At 46.5% G+C, this 15814-nt stretch carries 15 protein-coding genes; 3 read left to right on the forward strand and 12 right to left on the reverse strand.

What is annotated here, in order from left to right; all coding sequences use genetic code 11:
* Positions 1–53 precede the first annotated feature (53 nt).
* The 9 genes from MOX91_RS02485 to gpmI all read right to left on the reverse strand — a co-directional run bounded on the left by MOX91_RS02485 (position 54) and on the right by gpmI (position 8882).
* Entirely contained in the window at positions 54–665 is a 612-nt protein-coding gene (locus tag MOX91_RS02485; RefSeq protein ID WP_370396492.1) for an epoxyqueuosine reductase QueH, read from the reverse strand.
* Entirely contained in the window at positions 662–1864 is a 1203-nt protein-coding gene (locus MOX91_RS02490; RefSeq protein WP_370396493.1) for an aminoacetone oxidase family FAD-binding enzyme, read from the reverse strand. Before MOX91_RS02490 ends, MOX91_RS02485 begins: the two co-directional genes overlap by 4 nt.
* Positions 1861–2688: an ABC transporter permease gene (locus MOX91_RS02495; RefSeq protein ID WP_370396494.1), complete on the reverse strand. Its 828-nt coding sequence runs from the start codon at positions 2686–2688 to the stop codon at positions 1861–1863. The genes MOX91_RS02490 and MOX91_RS02495 overlap by 4 nt, the downstream gene beginning before the upstream one ends.
* A complete protein-coding gene (locus MOX91_RS02500) occupies positions 2685–3614 on the reverse strand; it encodes an ABC transporter permease (RefSeq protein WP_370396495.1) in 930 nt (309 codons plus the stop codon). The genes MOX91_RS02495 and MOX91_RS02500 overlap by 4 nt, the downstream gene beginning before the upstream one ends.
* Positions 3607–5220: a peptide ABC transporter substrate-binding protein gene (locus MOX91_RS02505; RefSeq protein WP_370396496.1), complete on the reverse strand. Its 1614-nt coding sequence runs from the start codon at positions 5218–5220 to the stop codon at positions 3607–3609. Before MOX91_RS02505 ends, MOX91_RS02500 begins: the two co-directional genes overlap by 8 nt.
* Positions 5217–6014: an ABC transporter ATP-binding protein gene (locus MOX91_RS02510; protein WP_370396497.1), complete on the reverse strand. Its 798-nt coding sequence runs from the start codon at positions 6012–6014 to the stop codon at positions 5217–5219. Before MOX91_RS02510 ends, MOX91_RS02505 begins: the two co-directional genes overlap by 4 nt.
* Complete coding sequence (locus tag MOX91_RS02515; RefSeq protein WP_370396498.1) at positions 6011–6844, reverse strand: ABC transporter ATP-binding protein; 834 nt, start codon at positions 6842–6844, stop codon at positions 6011–6013. The genes MOX91_RS02510 and MOX91_RS02515 overlap by 4 nt, the downstream gene beginning before the upstream one ends.
* Positions 6845–7243: an ATP-binding protein gene (locus tag MOX91_RS02520; RefSeq protein ID WP_370396499.1), complete on the reverse strand. Its 399-nt coding sequence runs from the start codon at positions 7241–7243 to the stop codon at positions 6845–6847.
* A 67-nt stretch (positions 7244–7310) separates the two neighbouring features.
* The gene (gene gpmI / locus MOX91_RS02525; RefSeq protein ID WP_370396500.1) at positions 7311–8882 is read right to left on the reverse strand and encodes a 2,3-bisphosphoglycerate-independent phosphoglycerate mutase; all 1572 of its coding nucleotides are present in this window, start codon (positions 8880–8882) and stop codon (positions 7311–7313) included.
* Positions 8883–9024: 142 nt separating this feature from the next.
* Between gpmI and MOX91_RS02530 the strand changes: the two genes are divergently transcribed.
* The 3 genes from MOX91_RS02530 to MOX91_RS02540 all read left to right on the forward strand — a co-directional run bounded on the left by MOX91_RS02530 (position 9025) and on the right by MOX91_RS02540 (position 12657).
* Entirely contained in the window at positions 9025–10443 is a 1419-nt protein-coding gene (locus MOX91_RS02530) for an MFS transporter (RefSeq protein WP_370396501.1), read from the forward strand.
* Between the two features lie 82 nt (positions 10444–10525).
* Entirely contained in the window at positions 10526–11017 is a 492-nt protein-coding gene (locus MOX91_RS02535; protein WP_370396502.1) for a hypothetical protein, read from the forward strand.
* A gap of 131 nt (positions 11018–11148) precedes the next feature.
* Positions 11149–12657: a trypsin-like peptidase domain-containing protein gene (locus MOX91_RS02540; protein WP_370396503.1), complete on the forward strand. Its 1509-nt coding sequence runs from the start codon at positions 11149–11151 to the stop codon at positions 12655–12657.
* A 48-nt stretch (positions 12658–12705) separates the two neighbouring features.
* Here MOX91_RS02540 and MOX91_RS02545 read toward each other — a convergent pair whose 3' ends face one another.
* Genes MOX91_RS02545 through phoU form a run of 3 tightly spaced genes read right to left on the reverse strand, consistent with a single transcriptional unit; the run spans position 12706 to position 15810 of the window.
* Entirely contained in the window at positions 12706–14454 is a 1749-nt protein-coding gene (locus MOX91_RS02545; protein WP_370396504.1) for a sensor histidine kinase, read from the reverse strand.
* 1 nt (position 14455) lies between these two features.
* On the reverse strand, positions 14456–15145 hold the full coding sequence (locus MOX91_RS02550; RefSeq protein ID WP_370396505.1) for a response regulator transcription factor: 690 nt from the start codon (positions 15143–15145) through the stop codon (positions 14456–14458).
* A gap of 5 nt (positions 15146–15150) precedes the next feature.
* Positions 15151–15810: a phosphate signaling complex protein PhoU gene (phoU, locus tag MOX91_RS02555; RefSeq protein WP_370396506.1), complete on the reverse strand. Its 660-nt coding sequence runs from the start codon at positions 15808–15810 to the stop codon at positions 15151–15153.
* Between the last annotated feature and the right edge of the window lie 4 nt (positions 15811–15814).

Raw genomic sequence — 15814 nt, forward strand, 5'->3', positions numbered from 1 at the left:
AAGTATTTTGAAATTATTTTTTTAAATCACAAATGAAAAAAATCGCAATTTTTTTATTTTTCGCGGATTTTTTGGAATGCGGGGGAAGTTTTCATTGAATATTCGCAGCCGCAGTAGAGTTGGTTGTAGAAATTTCCGCTTTTTAACAACTCTATTCTGCGCTCTGAAAGCCCGTATTTCTTCCAGTTGAAATCCCAAAATTTTACGCCCTCAACTCTTTCTTCCGCAAACTTTCCCGAAATGCAGATTTGTTCAAAGCTTTTCCACCGCGACGAAGCGAGAGTCGTTGTAAATGCTTTAAGCCCGAGTTCGCGTGTCTTTTCCGCGCTTTTTAAAAGGCGCAGTTTAAAGCATTCAAGGCATCTTGCCCCTCTTTCAGGCTCATCCTTGAAATCGGAAGTTGCCGCCTTCCATTCGGCTCTCTCATAGTCTTCGTCGGCAAATGGGATTTTTAGGGAGTTGCAGTGCTTTTTAAGCTCTTCTTTTCGGTGTTCGTATTCGGACTTCGGAAAAATGTTCGGGTTAAAAAAATAAACGAAAGGCTCGATGCCGCTTTGCATGAGGCACTCCAAAATGGCAAGCGAACACGGGGCGCAGCAGGCGTGCAAAAGGATTTTTCTTTCGCCGAACGGGGCTTCGACAATGAGTTTTTTGTCTTGGTTCATATAAGGGAGTTTATTGCGGAAGATGCGATATACGAAGTTGTCCATGCCGCTTGGAGATTGTAGCCTCCCGTGAATGCGTCGATATTTAAGCATTCGCCCGCAAAAAACACGTTTGGCAGGATTTTGCTTTGCATTGTATTTAAGTTGACACAATCCAATTCAAGACCTCCGCTTGTGACGAACTCGCGCGTGTTTGCGGCTTTTGCATCGGTTTTTATTTTTAAAGACGCGATGTTTGAGCGCAGTGTTTTTTGGTTTTCTTTTGAAAAATGCGCCCATTCGCATTCGCAGGATATGCCAGATTTTTCGAGCAGAAATTCCCAGTATTTTTGCGGGATTTCGGGATGGCGGAAATTTCTTGCGAGCTTTTTGGAATGTTTCGTTCTCGCTTCCTTGCAGAACAAATCGAAACTTTCGGGATTTTTCAAAACGCAAAGGATAAAATCTAATTTATACTCTTTTTCCGCGAAAACCCTTGCGCCGAGCGAAGACATTTTTAAAACCGCAGGCCCCGTTATTCCCTCATGCGTAAACAAAATTCCGCCCGACGTTTCAAAGCCGAATTCGGGGCACTTCAAATATGCCTCTTTTAATGACAATCCCGCCAATTCGGACAACTCTTCCGCCTTAAAGCCGAAAAGAGACGGCAGGGGGGCGGCGAATTTGTGCGACATTCTTTCAAGGGCTTCTTTTAGGCTTTGTTCCCAACGCCCTCCGACTGCAAACAAAACCGCGTCCGCAATCACTGTGTCCCCGTCTTTTGAGGATAGCATATATTTGCCGTCTTGCATTTTTGAGAAATTTTTTACGGAGAAATTTTTACGTATGAAAGCTCCGTTTTTTTGAGCTTCCGAAAGCAGGCAGTTTACTATCGTTAAGCTGTCGTCGCTTTCGGGGAAGACTCTGCCGTCCTCTTCTGTTTTAAACTTTACACCCCTTTTTAAAAACCACTCTTCAAGCGCAGAATTGCCGAACCTCATGAGGGGCTTTCTAAGGCTTTTGCCTCCGCGCGGATACGCCTTTATGAACTCCGAAACATTTTTTTGCGAGTTTGTTATGTTGCACCTTCCGCCGCCGCTTTGTTCGACTTTTCTTAAAATTCCGCCGCTTCCCTCGAGGACTTCGACATCGAAATTCCCCTTTAAATTCGCGGCGCAGAACATACCCGCCGCTCCCGCTCCGACTATCGCTATTTTCATCTCTTTTTTAAGGTTAATTTTTCGCCGATTAGGTTTATGCAGTAGAGCAGGGCGGAAAAAAACGCCGCGGGGAAGACAAGAAGCCAGGGGGCGTCTTCCATGTATTCCGCCCCGTCTTTAATGAGGGAGCCGAGCGACGGAAGCGGTGCTTGCACGCCCAGCCCGAGAAAGCTCAAAAACGCCTCCAAAAGCATAACGCTTGGCATTGTAAGCGCGGCGCAAACGGTGATTGACGGCAGCAGGTTTGGCAGAATGTGTTTTAATATTATGCCAAATCCGCTTTGCCCCATTGCCTTTGAAGCTTCAACAAACTGGCTTGACTTCAAATCGAGCGTCATCGCCCTTGCAATTCGCGCCATCGTAAGCCATTCCACCGCGCCAATCGCCACAAATATGAGCCAGATTGACCTTCCGAAAGCAAGCGTTAGAAGTATTACGAAAATCGTAAATGGCAGGGAATAAATCACATCAACAATCCTCATCAAAAGAGAGTCTGTTTTTCCCCCTGCAAGCCCCGAGACCATTCCGTAGAAAACCCCTATTAATATTGATACAGCCGTAGCCAAAATCCCGACAAAGAAAGAAATCCTGCCGCCGTAGAGCAGGCGGCTTAGCATGTCGCGCCCCATTATGTCGGTGCCGAGAGGGTGGGCAAGGCTTGGCGGAGCGGCTCCCAAGTCCATATTCTGCAATTCGTAGGGATATGGGGCTGTAAAGTCGGCAAAAAGGCATGCCAAAAAGGCGCAAATTAAAAATGCGGCGCAAATGATTGCTCCTGTTCCGAATTTACCTTTAAGCGATTTTGCAAATTTTGAAATTTTCATTTTTCAAAAAATCCTTTCGCTATTTTCGGATTTAACGCCGCAAGGACGAGGTCGGAAATCAGGTTGAAAATTATGATAAAACCCGCGTATAAAATAACACAGCCCATGACCATTGTGTAGTCGTTGTCAAGCGCGCTTGATATGAAGAATTTACCAAGACCCGGAATTTGAAAAATCGTCTCCACCACGAAAGAGCCTGTAAGAAGCCCTGCCGCGGCGGGGCCCAAGTAGGAAACCACGGGCTGTATTGCGTTTCTTAGCACATGCACAAAGTAGATTTTAAACGCTCCCAAGCCTTTTGCGCGGGCGGTTTTTACATAGCCTTTTGAAAGCTCTCCGATTGCGGAGGCTCTGGCAAGGCGGGCTATCCATGCAAGATAGAAAAGCCCGAGCGTTATTGAAGGCAAAACGGCGTCGGACGGGAAATTCCAGCCCATTGCGTTGAAGCATTTTAGCTTTATCGCAAAAAGCAAAATTGCGACGGGGGCAAGCACCATTGACGGCAGGCAAATCCCTGCAAGCGAAATCGCCCCGATGATTTTCCCCGAAGGCTTGTCCTTTAAAACCGCCGCGAGAACGCCCAAAAGAAGCCCGAATGCGAGGGCGAATATCAGCGCGTAAAATCCGAGTTCAAGGGATACTTTCGCCTTTTCCGCAATAAGTTCGTTCACGCTCCAGCCGCTGTATTTGTAGGACGGGCCAAGCTCCCCGCAGGCGAGGTTTTTCAAAAATTTAAGGTATTGGCTTCCGAGAGGTTCATTAAGCCCGTAGTAGGCGTTCAGGGCTTCGAGTGTTTCGGGCGGGACGGATTTTTCCTTGTCGAAAGGTCCACCCGGGACAAAGCGCGCCATAAAAAACGTTGCGGTTATTATCGCGAAGAAAACGGGTATGCTTTCGCAAATTCTGCGCAGAAAAAACCTAATCATTTTCGCTTTCCCCCTCAAAATGCACGCCCTTGAAATTATGGTAGTCGAGCGGGTTTAAGTGCCAGTTTTTCACTCTCTCGTCCATTAAAAACACGCGGCTGTAAAAGTAAATCGGGATTATCGGCACTTCTTCAATTATCAGCTTTTCGGCGAGGGAAAATTTTTCGTTTGAAACTTTTGCATCGTTTGTCATTGCCGAGGCTGTCAGATTGTCGAAATTTTTATTTTTCCATCCCGAATGGTTTAGCGGGCTTTTTGATGAAAACATTTCAAGAAAACTCTCGGGGCTTGCGTAGTCTGCCACCCAACTTGCGCGCGTTATGAAAAAATCTCCCTGCCTGCGCGCGGCAAGGTAGGCAGGCCACGACAAGTTGAAGAGTTCGACTTTTATGTTCAAAGCTTCTTTCCATTGCGCCTGAATTGCCTCCGCGATGGGGCGGTGCTGTTCGGACGTGTTGTAGGTTATGGTGATTTCAGGGAAGCCTTTGCCGTCGGGATAGCCCGCGTCGGCGAGAAGTTTTCGCGCCTCTTTAATATCTTCTTTTATTGATATGGGGCAGGCGTAGCCTTTTGACGCGTTCGGCGGAACGAAAGTTGTTGCGGGTTTTTGTTCGGCTTTTAGGAAATTTGAAATTATGGCTTTTCTGTTTATAGACATTGCCAGAGCTTTGCGCACTTTCGGGTCGTTTAGGGGCGGGCGGGCGGTGTTTATCGCGTAGTAATAAACGCCGAGCATGTCTCCGATTTTTAGGTTTTTTGCCATATCGCGCTTTATGGCGTCCATGCGCGACGCCGCCACGGAGTCTGTAATGTGAAGCTGTCCAGCCCTAAAAGCGCGGTCTTCTGTGTTTATGTTTGAAATCGGGTAAAATTCGACAGCGTTTAAAAGCACGTTTTCTGCGTCCCAGTAAAGAGGATTTTTTTCCACCCTCACTTTGCCGTTCACGCTCCATTTTTTTAGCGTGAAAGCCCCGTTTGACACCATGTTTTCTGGGCGCACCCATGAGCCTTCGCGCTTATCTTCCGCCCCGAATTTTTTCAAGATGTGCTCAGGCAGGGGAAAGAAAGCGTTGTGGTAAAGCAGGCTTAAAAAATGGGGGCAGGGGCGTTCAAGCTCTATTTTCAGAGTTTCGCCGTCTATGGCTTTCGCACCCAAGTCTTTTGTTTTGCCCTCAAAGAAGCTTTTTGCGTTTTTTATGGGGAAGAGAAAGTGCGCGTATTCTGCCCCGACTTTCGGGTTTAAAATGCGCTTGAAGGCAAATACGAAATCCGACGCTTTCAGCTTTTCTCCGTCCGACCATTTTGCGCTTTTTCGGATTTTAAAAGTGTAGGAAGAGCCGTCGAAACTCCAGCTTTCGGCGGCGGCGGGCAGTATTTCAAGGGTTTTGGTGTCGGCGCAGACAAGCCCTTCAAAGAGGGCGCAGAGTATTTTAAATTCATTCAATCCCGTCGTAAGGGAGGGGTCGAGAGTGGCGGGGTCGGCGGAGTTTCCGACAAGAAGAGTGCCGTTTTTTGCGCCTGCGTCTGCGGGCGTTTCGCGCTTTGCGCAGCCGAAAGATGAAATGCAAAAAAACGCGATTGCCGCAGCTTTAAAAAAATTTTTCATAGAAAAGACGGAATTGCCGCAATCAGCTTTTTTGTATATGGGTGCTTGGGGTTTTTGCAAAGTTCTTCCGCTTCGCCTTCTTCGACGATTTTACCGTTTGTCATAACAATAATTCTGTCGCTTATGTGTTCGACGACCGCCAAATCGTGGGCTATGAAAAGCATTGCGATGTTAAGCTCCCTTCGCAAATCTTCCAGCAGATTGACAATCTGCGCCTGCACGGAAACGTCGAGCGCGCTTACGGGCTCGTCGCAAATGATAAATTCAGGCTCCACGGCAAGGGCGCGCGCAATGCCTATGCGCTGTCTTTGCCCCCCCGAAAATTCGTGCGGATAGCGGCTTGCAAAATCGGGATTTAAGCCGACTCTTTCAAGCAGGCTTTTTATGCGGATTTCCCTCTCTTTTTTCGAGAGCGAAAAATGTATGTCGAGAGGCTCTGCGATTGTTTCTCCCACCGTCATTTTGGGGTCGAGAGAATTGAACGGATCTTGGAAAATCATCTGGATTTTCTTTCGGTAGGGCATAAAACGGCGGTTTGAAAGCCCCGTAAGCTCCGTTTTATCAAAGAAAATCTTTCCGCTTGCAACCGGAGCAAGGCGTATGATTGCCCTGCCTGTCGTGGTTTTTCCCGAACCGCTTTCGCCGACAAGCCCCAAAATTTCACCTTTTCCTATTTCAAAGCTTACGTCGTCAACCGCCTTTACTTCCCCTTTTTTGCGGGAGAAAAGCCCTCCGCCCAAATCGAAGCGCACGCTTAGGTTTTCAACTTTTATTAGTGGAGCGTCTTGTTTCATTGTTCGGCTTCAATCAAAGAATAGTCTATGGAGTTAAGCTTGCGCGACTTCTGCCCAAGATGCGGAATGCAGGAAATAAGCGCTTTTGTGTAGGGGTGCTTGGGGTTTTTTAGAATTTGCGATGTTTCGCCTTCTTCGACGATTTTGCCCCTGAACATAACTATTACCCTGTCGCACAGTCCCGAAATTATGCCGAAGTTGTGGGTTATCAGCATAAGCGACATGTTGCGCTTTTTGCGGACGTCTTTGAGGAGGTCTATAATCTGTTTTTGAATTGTGACGTCAAGGGCGGTTGTCGGCTCGTCCGCGATTAGCAAATCTGGGCGGCAGGCGAGAGCCATTGCAATCATAACGCGTTGCTGCATTCCGCCTGAAAGTTCGTGGGGATAGGCGTTATAGCGTTCTTCGGCATTTCTTATGCCCACTTCTTTCAGAGATTTCACGACCTCTTCCCTTGCGTTTTTAACGTTCGGGAAATGCAGTTTTACCGCTTCCGCAATTTGGTATCCGACGGAGAAAACAGGGTTTAGAGAGGCTGACGGCTCTTGGAATATGTAGGAAATTTTTGCCCCCCTTATTTTTTGCAGCTCTTTTGCGCTTAATTTCAGCACGTCTTTGTTTTCCCAGAGTATTTCCCCCTCGATTTCGCATATCGGCTTGGGTGGCAAAAGGCGCGTGATTGACATTGCCGACACTGTTTTGCCCGAACCGCTTTCGCCGACGACCGCGACGCTTTCGCCTTTATCCACGCAAAAACTTATTCCTTTGACGGCCTCAAATGAATTGCCGCCGGAATTGAATTTGATTTTCAGATTTTTGACTTCGAGCATTTACGCGATGTTTTTTAAAATGGTGAGGACGTTTTTATTTGAAACTCTTTTGTAAGAGGCTTTATCGGCAAAGTTTTTTATGAAGTGCACGCCCAATCCCCCGATTTCCCTGTCTTCTATTTTTGAATTTAAGTCGGGGGCGGGAGCTTGGGAGAGCGGGTTGAATTCCGGAGCTTCGTCGGAAATTTCAATTTTTACCAATCCGCCCGATTTTGACATCTCGACATCGACTTTGCCGCCTTTGCCGTTGTAGCCGTGAAGGCAGATGTTTGTGAAAATTTCCTCCAAAAGCAAATTCAGGGCAAACTCAACGTCTTTTGTCAATGAATTTTGGGCGCAGAAATCTTCAACGTCTGCCAATAGGCGTTTTATTTGTGGAATTTCCGCATCGTAGTTCATTTAACACATAAAATGTCGGGCTTAACAAAATTTGTCAAGCCCGACGCTAAATAAGCTTTTATTTTGCCTATTTTGAAATGAGGGAATTCCCCGTCATTTCTTCAGGCTTTTTGAAGCCGAGCATTTCAAGAATGGTCGGGGCGATGTCTCCCAAGCATCCGCCTTCGCGCAGTTTCAGCCCTTTCATTCCGTCTCCGTAAACCACGACTTCGACGGGGTTCAGGGTATGGCGGGTGTGGGCGGTGTTTGCGTTTGGTTCGTACATTTGGTCAGAATTGCCGTGGTCGGCGGTGACGAGCATTGCTCCCTTTACCGCGTCAACCGCTTCGGCGATTTCTTTTACTCCGTTATCGACGGCTTCGCAAGCCTTGATAGCGGCTTCTTCGTTGCCCGTATGGCCTACCATGTCGGGGTTTGCGAAGTTTACGATTACGAGGGCGTACTTGTTTGAGCGGATTGCGTCTGCCGCGGCTTTCGCGACTTTCGGCTCGCTCATTTCGGGCTTTTGGTCGTATGTGGTTACATCGCGCGGAGATTCTATCAAAATGCGGTCTTCGCCCTTGAACGGCTCTTCGCGGTAGTCGTTAAAGAAGAATGTGACATGCGCGAATTTTTCGGTTTCTGCGCAACGCAACTGTGCAAGACCCAGATTTGAAATGTATTCGCCCAATATGTTCTTCATCTTCGGGGGCTTGGGGAAGAGTATGTTGGGGCAGAGCCCTACTTTGTATTCTGTCATCGTCGCAAAATAGACGTCGAGTTTTTTGCCCCTGTCAAAGCCCGAAAAGCCGTCTTCTATGAATGCGCGCGTCATTTCGCGTGGGCGGTCGCCGCGGAAGTTGAAGAATATCACTGCGTCGCCGTCTTTTATCCTGCCTACGGGTTCGCCGTTTTCTTCAATCCATGTCGGGGGGATAAATTCGTCGCCTGACATGTTTTCGGAAATCGGGTTTTCGTAATAGGATGTAAAAGCGTCTTCCGCGTTTTTTACGGATTTTGCCGATTTGCCGACGAGGCATTCATACGCCTTTTGGACTCTGTCCCAGCGTTCGTCTCTGTCCATAGCCCAAAATCTGCCGATAACAGAAGCAATTTTGCCTGTGCCGAGCTTGTCCATTTCAGCCTGAACCTGCTTTATGAAGCCCAAGCCGCTTGTTGGAGGAGTGTCCCTGCCGTCAGTGAAGGCGTGCAGATAGACTTTTGAATATTTTTTGTCGGCGCAGATTTTAAGGAGGGAATAAAGGTGGCGGAGCATCGAATGCACGCCTGCGTCGGAGCAAAGACCGAAGAGGTGGAGCGCGCCGCCGTTATCGAGCCTTTCAAACACGCTTTTTAATACGGGGCTTTCCAAGACGGAGCCTGTTGAGAAACCTTTGTCAATTCTTACGATTTCCTGGTCAACTATCCTGCCCGCGCCGATGTTCTGGTGCCCGACTTCGGAGTTGCCCATAATTCCTTCGGGCAAGCCGACTTTCAAGCCGCATGCGGCGATTTCCGTGCGGGGCCAATTAGCCGAAAGGCTTCTGCAAAAGGGTATATTTGCGCGCTTTATCGCGTTGAATTTATCGAGGCTTGGGTCGTGGTTTTCTCCCCAGCCGTCGCGAATTACCAAAACAACCGGTCTTTTAATTTTATTCATATAAAGTAAAATCAAAGCTAAAAAAAGCCCCTTTTGCAACCATATTTTAAAACAAAGGGGCGTATGCCGATGTTTTTCTTGAAGAAATATTTTTATGATGCTTAAATGCCATCAATTCATAAAACCCAAAATGTAAGACCAAATGGCGGAAAACGGCGGCGGGACATACTTTAAGAAATGCACTTCTGGCGAAGTCTTGCCAAGCCCCACGCCCGCGTCCGCCTTCGACAGGGAGCGCAGCCCGCGCGAGCTTATCCCCGACAACTTCGGCGTATTTCCCGAAATTGTGAAATCTTTGCGCTCCAAGTATTTTTTCATTTATTTTGTCGGTCAGCTTTTTTCGCTTTCGGGATTTTGGATTCAGCAGATTGCGATGAGCTGGCTCGTGTTAAGGTTAAGCCCTAAGGGCGATTTGGTGTCGTTTTCGACGGTTGTGTTTCTCGCCCAAATACCGACTCTCTTTCTGACTCCTTTTTCGGGGCTTGTCTGCGACATGTTCGACCGCCGCAAGATACTTATTTGCACGCAGACTTTGGTGATGCTGCAAACTTTCGCACTTGCTTTTCTCACTCTTTCAGGTGCGATAACTATTCCGATTATAATGTCGCTTAGTTTGTTTTTTGGCATAGTTTGCGCTTTTGACGCGCCCGCGAGACAGTCTTTTTATTCGCGCCTCGTGCCTGCTGAAAATCTCGGAAACGCCATTGCCTTAAATTCCATAGCAATAAACGCGACGCGGCTCATAGGCCCTCCCATAGGCGGATTTTTGATTGGCGCGTTCGGGGAGGGCATCTGCTTTTTGGTAAACGCCATGGCGTTCGTGGCGGTTTTAATCGCTCTGTTTTTGATAAAGACAAAGCCGCTGAATCTTGAAAAGACGGGCAAAAATCCGCTTGGACAAATTGCAGGAGGCTTTGTTTACATGTGGAAGTCGATACCGCTTAGAAGCATTGTCATTCTTCTTGCGGCGTTCAGTTTTTTCGGAGTTCCTTTTATTATGGTTTTTCCCGCCTTTGTAAAGGACGTTTTATTGAAGGACAGCTCCATTCTCGGAGTGTTGATGTCTTGCGTCGGAGTCGGCGCGATAGGATGCGCGGTTTATCTTGCCGCGCGCAAGAGCGTTTTGGGATTGGGCAAGGTTGTCATGCTTTCGTGCATTTTGTTCGGGGCGGCGGAAATTATCATGGCTTTCAGCCGCGAACTTTGGCTTGTGGGGCTGCTTTGCGTTCCGCTCGGATTTGGAATGATTGCCGTGGGCGCATCGAGCAACACTCTTTTGCAAACCATTGTCGATGAGGACAAAAGGGGTAGGATAATGAGCATTTTTACCATGTGCCTTTTTGGTATTCCGCCTGCGGGAAGCCTTGTTTACGGGTGGCTTGGCAAGTATGTCGGGCTTGAAGGCGTCATGGTTGCGGGCGGGGTTATATGCGTTTTAACGGGGCTTGTTTTTATGAAAATGCGCCCGATAATCAGAAAGCACACGCGCAGAATTTACGTCGAAAAGGGCATAATTTCGGAAATCGCCGTGGGCTTGCGCTCAACTAATACGCGAATTTAGTGCGAATAAAAAAAGATTGAAAAATAAAAAAAGCATCCGATATTATCTATGCAAAATTAATAAGGATTTTTGAAAGGAAAACATGAAAAAAATAACATTGCTATTATCTGTTGCGGCGTTTGTTTTGGGCGGATGCTCGAGCGTTCCCCAAACCACCGAACAAGTCGCCATCGACAAGGTGCTGAAAGTCGATTCAAGCCTGTCCGCAAACTGCTCGTCAATCGCGCAGCTTTCCACTGCGGCTGAAACCTTGAACTTGGACGCATGCCCCAAAAAGTTTCAGGACGCCTACAAGAAAAATGTCGATGCCTGGAAAGATTTTGCCGCAATCGAAAAGCAGATGTATGCGATTAATCTCGAAAAGGCGAAGTCTGACATAAAGAGCTTTTTAAGCTCGTACCGTTCAAATCCTACCCAGGCAATAATAGATTTGAAGGCAAGCTGGCCGCAGTTTGAAAAGCAGCTTGACGAAGTTTTTGCGAAAATCCGCACTTCGTTTACAACCTACACCAATATTTCATCAAACCACGGCATTGCATATCCCAAAACTTCGGGAATGTTTGACTGGTTCTGATTCATAAATCAAAATTGAGAAAACTCCGAAATTTTTGTTTCGGAGTTTTTTGCGTTGTTGCGGGCAGAATTTTTTGTCTTGAAAAATTTTCATATTCCGATTTTATCAAAGTTTGAAATCATTTGGTAATTATGGGAAGTTTATTTAGTGTAAAGATTTTTGTTTTGGCGTTTATTCTGCTTTCGGCATGGGGATATTCTTTTGCGCAGGGCAAAAATGATGAAAATTTGAACAATGAAGATTTTGTGTCGATAGATGCGCCGTCTCCCTCAACTCCCGCCCGCGGGTCAAGTTCCGCTTATAAAGGTAAAGGCGATGAAGAAAATCAAGAAGAAGCTTCCATGGAAAAACCGCCAAGCGGAAAAGACAAAGATTCTTCTGAAACTGCTCCGCGAAGCCCGTACAAAAATTCCGACTACGCAGATGAAGACTCAAAAGACTATTTTGACGCGGGCTATATCCGAAAGGCGGCATTTTATGACTTGCCGTTTTTGGATGTCGATCCCGCAGAGCTGTCCGAATACGAAAAAGACAAGCTCATATCGTCATTGAAGCGCAGGCTTTCGGTTTATAACGCCGCGATAAAAAAAATTGAATCCAAAATCGAAGAGGTCGGCGGGGAAAAATACTTGAAGCGTTCGCCTTCGTCCAAGACTGTTGCATCGTCAAATAAAGACGTGAAAATGCCTGTTGAAATCAACGGCAAGGAGTATGACGCGATAAATGCGATATTGGTTGCAAACTCAAAAAATTCCGCTGCCACCGCATTTATTGCCAATATAAAAAACCGCAACTTTATAGTTACAAATATGCACGTCATGCAGTCTGAAAGCGAAGTGAATTTCAGGACTATGAGCGGAGTCGAAATTAAAATGCCAAAGACGGGCTTTTTCTCGAAGGGCAAAGATGTGTTCATTCTTCCCATAAACTCAATTCCGGAAGGGTGCATCGCCTTGCCGATAGAAGAGGACGTTTCAAAGAATTTGGCGGTTTACGACAAGGTTGTAATTTGCGGCAACAGCATGGGCGGGGGAACTTTGCTGCATACCATGGGCGAAGTTGTATCCGTCGGACCTGATATTGTAGAGCATAACTGCAATGTGCAAAACGGGCATAGCGGAAGCCCGATTTATTCGCGAAAGACAAAAAACATTGTCGGCGTTTTGTCGCACTCTATAGAATTTTCTTATCTTGAAAAGGGGGAAAAGCTGGGTAAAAATCCATCGGAGAACAAAAAATTAGGCTCTCGCGATTTCGGGTACAGAATAGACAACATAAAAGATTGGACGCAGATAAAGACCGACAAGCTGATAGAGCTTTCAACGAGTTTAAAGGAATTCAAGCAAAAATATACATATTTATCGAACGCAATTCACCAAAACTCTTATTCGCGCAGTTCAAACTATCGGGATTTGAACAAAATAATAACTTCGTTCAGGAGCAAGAACAAAGGCTCTTCCGTGGCTTACAAAGAGGCAAAAATTGAATTATTGAAAGACATAAAGAACTTGATTGCCTACGAAATCATCTCGATGAAGAACAAAAAGCTCGACGATGTGTTCCCGTCCGCAACTTATCTGATGGACGCTTTTGAGGAGCTGCAAAACGACTGCGCAGCCCTTATAAAAAGCGAGTTTTGATAAAATTAAAAAAGCGCGGATTTTTCCGCGCTTTTTTTTGAATGCCTTTTATTTTATCGGGATTGAAATAGAAAATTCCGCGCCTTTTTTGGGTTCGCTTTTTAGCGAGGCGTCTCCGCCATGCAGCCATGCGACATGCTTTACTATCGCAAGCCCAAGCCCCGTGCCGCCAAGCTCCCTGCTTCTGTTCTTGTCAACCCTGTAAAAACGCTCGAAAATTCTTTCGGCATGTTCTTTTGCAATGCCTATGCCGTAGTCTTTTACGGTTATTTTGGCGTTGTTTGCCGAGCGTGAAAGAGAGATATCGACGTCTTTGCTTTGGCTGTATTTTATCGCGTTAAAAATCAAGTTTGTGATAGCTTGCTCCAAGAGCTTTCTATCGCATTTCGTTTCCGTGTCTTCGCATTCTTTCAAATTGAGCGACACTTCTTTTTGGGAAGCCTTGTCGCGGCAAATTGCAATGGATTCCCTTATTATGTCCGCAAGGTTTTCGCTTTTGAAATTTTCGTATTTTGAAGGCGACGCGCTTTCAAGCGACGATAAGCTCAATATGTCGTCCACAAGCGAATTAAGCCTTTGGGACTGCGTTTTCAATATCTTTACGCATTTTGAAGTTTCGGGCGACGAGGCAATGTCCTCCAAAAGCTCCGATGCCGACAAAATTCCCGTAAGCGGGGTTTTTATTTCATGGGAAACATTTGCGACAAATTCGCTTCTGAAAGATTCGAGCTTGCGCAGGTTTGTCAAATCGGTAATTGAAATCAAGAGGTTTTTTGAGCCGTTGTTTTCAAGAAACACTCCGCGCAGAAGCAGGGTGAATTTTTTATCGGGGCAAACGTAGGCTATCTCGCGTTCGGGTGCATGGGAGTTTTTGAAGGCATCGTTTACATATTTTATAAGCTCTTCCGAAGAGCAGTTTGCAATGTGCGCGTTTTTTAGGCTTTGCTTAATGCCGAAAATCTGCGATGCGGGCTTGTTCCACGACGAAAGTTTGCCGTCGGGCGCGACTACCAAAATCGCCTCGCTCATGGCGTTGAAAATTACATCTCTTTCGTTGCGCTGTTTTGTCAGCGTTTTGATGGTTTGCTTCAAGCGGTTTGACATCGCGCTTACGGCAGAGGCAAGCTCGGTCAGTATTCCCGATTGCGGGACGTATATTTCGGCTTCAAGATTTCCGTTCGCGATTTCAACCGCGCTTTTTTTGAACATGTCAAACGGTATCCTTACTTTCAGGTAAGAATAGCTCATTGACGCAAGTGAAAGGGCGGCGCCGAAAACCATCGCAAAAAATATGTTTCTTTTGGAGTGGGAAATGAAATTCGACATGCTTTTGGTGGAGATGGAAAGCCGCAGGACGTACTTTTCTTTGCCTGCGGAAAACGCCAACGAATAGTAAATCATTTCCATGTTCAGCGTTGCGCTGTATCTTACCACGGTTTCCTTGTTCCCGACGAGGGCGTCTTTAAATTCGGGGCGGTCGGAATGGTCGCCCAAGTTGCCGTCGTCGGTTTGCGATTCTCCTATGGCTTTCCCATCTTTGGAAAACACTGTTATTCTAAGCGGGACTTTTTCAAATTTCTGGCAGTAGTCTTGCAGCTTTTCAAATTTTTTTTCTTCGATAATCGGGATAATCGCGCTCAATGTTTGTTCCGCCTGGATTTTTAAGACGTTTTCAGCTTCGTCCAAATAGGAATTTTTAAAGCTTTTAAGCTGCAAGTATAGTGATATTACCCCTATGAAAACAATGGCGGTTATTACGGCGGGAATGACTGCGAGGGTCAGGTTGCGCTTTTTCATTTTACGCCTCCTTCATTTTGTAGCCTATTCCACGGACGGTTTCGATATTTGCGCCGAAACTGCCGAGCTTTCTGCGAAGATTTACTATTTGGACGTCGATTGCGCGGTCGGTAACTGCATATTCCTCTCCGCGTACCCCCGAAATCAGGGCGTCGCGAGAGAATACTCTGCCCGCGTTTTTTGCAAGCAGGGCGAGTATTGCAAATTCTGTGTATGTAAGCTCCACGGGTTTTCCGTCCAAAACCGCGCTATGCTTTGAGCGGTCGATGGAAAGATTTTTGTACGATATTGTGTCGGACGGTTTCTCAGGCTCCGATTTTTTGCGCAGCTGCGTTCTAAGCCGCGCAATCAGCACATTGTTTGAAAACGGCTTTGTGATGTAGTCGTCCGCGCCGAGTTCAAGACCCAAAACTATGTCGCTTTCCCCGCTTTTTGCGGTGAGCATTATTATGGGTATTCCGTTTGTTTGCGGATTTTCCCTTATTTTTCTGCATACTCCGAGTCCGTCGATGTTGGGAAGCATCAGGTCGAGCAGGATTGCGTCTGGCTTGTAGGAAAACGCGAGGCTAAGCCCCGTTTCGCCGTCGGAAGCCGTTTTTATGTTTGAAAAGCCGTTGGTTCTTAAAACCATTTCGAGGATTTCGCGTATTGGGGCTTCGTCCTCTATAATCAGTATTTTTTCTTTTGACATGTCTTTTAAAGGTGGCTGTGGCGTATGATTTTGCCTTGTTCCAAATAGATTAGGTTTTCGCTTATGTTTGTTGAAATATCGCAAATCCTTTCGAGGCTTTTGGAGACGCTCAGGCAATCCAGATAATAAGATGTGAAGTTCGGGTATTTTATTATCAGGTTTGTGATTTTCGCAAAATTTTCGCGGTGCATCTTGTCAACTTCGTCGTCTGCGCGAATTACGTTGAGAGCGGCAATGCAGTCGCGTTCGATGAAAGATCCCATCGCTTTTTGAAAGTTCGCGTAAACAAGTTTTAGCATTTCCGCAAAGTCGATTTCTTCGGCAATTTTTTCTTCAATGCCTGAAATGTCCAAAGCCCTTCGGGCAATCGTGGAGGCGAAGTCAGCAATGCGCTCCAGCTCCGCATTGATTTTAAGAACTGCCACGATTGTGCGCAAGTCTTTCGCCACGGGTTGGTAGAGGGCGATGATTTTCAGGCATTCCTCTTCTATTTTGACTTCCATTAAATCAATGCCGCTGTCGTTTTCAATAACATCTTTTGCGGCTTCTGCGTCTTTTTCGCGCATTGCGTCCAAAGCTTTTACGATTGATACGCCCGCGCTTACCGACATTTCAAGCAGAAGCTTTTGCAGGCTGTCAATTTCCATTGTGAAGTGTTCTCTCATAAAA

It is taken from the genome of Intestinicryptomonas porci (assembly GCF_033971905.1).
GTDB classification, from domain to species: domain Bacteria; phylum Verrucomicrobiota; class Verrucomicrobiia; order Opitutales; family Intestinicryptomonadaceae; genus Intestinicryptomonas; species Intestinicryptomonas porci.

Coding starts and splice junctions, on each gene's coding strand:
- MOX91_RS02485 (WP_370396492.1), bottom strand. CDS start 665: ATGAACCAAGACAAAAAACTCATTGTCGAAGCCCCGTTCGGCGAAAGA.
- MOX91_RS02490 (WP_370396493.1), bottom strand. CDS start 1,864: ATGAAAATAGCGATAGTCGGAGCGGGAGCGGCGGGTATGTTCTGCGCC.
- MOX91_RS02495 (WP_370396494.1), bottom strand. CDS start 2,688: ATGAAAATTTCAAAATTTGCAAAATCGCTTAAAGGTAAATTCGGAACA.
- MOX91_RS02500 (WP_370396495.1), bottom strand. CDS start 3,614: ATGATTAGGTTTTTTCTGCGCAGAATTTGCGAAAGCATACCCGTTTTC.
- MOX91_RS02505 (WP_370396496.1), bottom strand. CDS start 5,220: ATGAAAAATTTTTTTAAAGCTGCGGCAATCGCGTTTTTTTGCATTTCA.
- MOX91_RS02510 (WP_370396497.1), bottom strand. CDS start 6,014: ATGAAACAAGACGCTCCACTAATAAAAGTTGAAAACCTAAGCGTGCGC.
- MOX91_RS02515 (WP_370396498.1), bottom strand. CDS start 6,844: ATGCTCGAAGTCAAAAATCTGAAAATCAAATTCAATTCCGGCGGCAAT.
- MOX91_RS02520 (WP_370396499.1), bottom strand. CDS start 7,243: ATGAACTACGATGCGGAAATTCCACAAATAAAACGCCTATTGGCAGAC.
- gpmI (WP_370396500.1), bottom strand. CDS start 8,882: ATGAATAAAATTAAAAGACCGGTTGTTTTGGTAATTCGCGACGGCTGG.
- MOX91_RS02530 (WP_370396501.1), top strand. CDS start 9,025: ATGGCGGAAAACGGCGGCGGGACATACTTTAAGAAATGCACTTCTGGC.
- MOX91_RS02535 (WP_370396502.1), top strand. CDS start 10,526: ATGAAAAAAATAACATTGCTATTATCTGTTGCGGCGTTTGTTTTGGGC.
- MOX91_RS02540 (WP_370396503.1), top strand. CDS start 11,149: ATGGGAAGTTTATTTAGTGTAAAGATTTTTGTTTTGGCGTTTATTCTG.
- MOX91_RS02545 (WP_370396504.1), bottom strand. CDS start 14,454: ATGAAAAAGCGCAACCTGACCCTCGCAGTCATTCCCGCCGTAATAACC.
- MOX91_RS02550 (WP_370396505.1), bottom strand. CDS start 15,145: ATGTCAAAAGAAAAAATACTGATTATAGAGGACGAAGCCCCAATACGC.
- phoU (WP_370396506.1), bottom strand. CDS start 15,810: ATGAGAGAACACTTCACAATGGAAATTGACAGCCTGCAAAAGCTTCTG.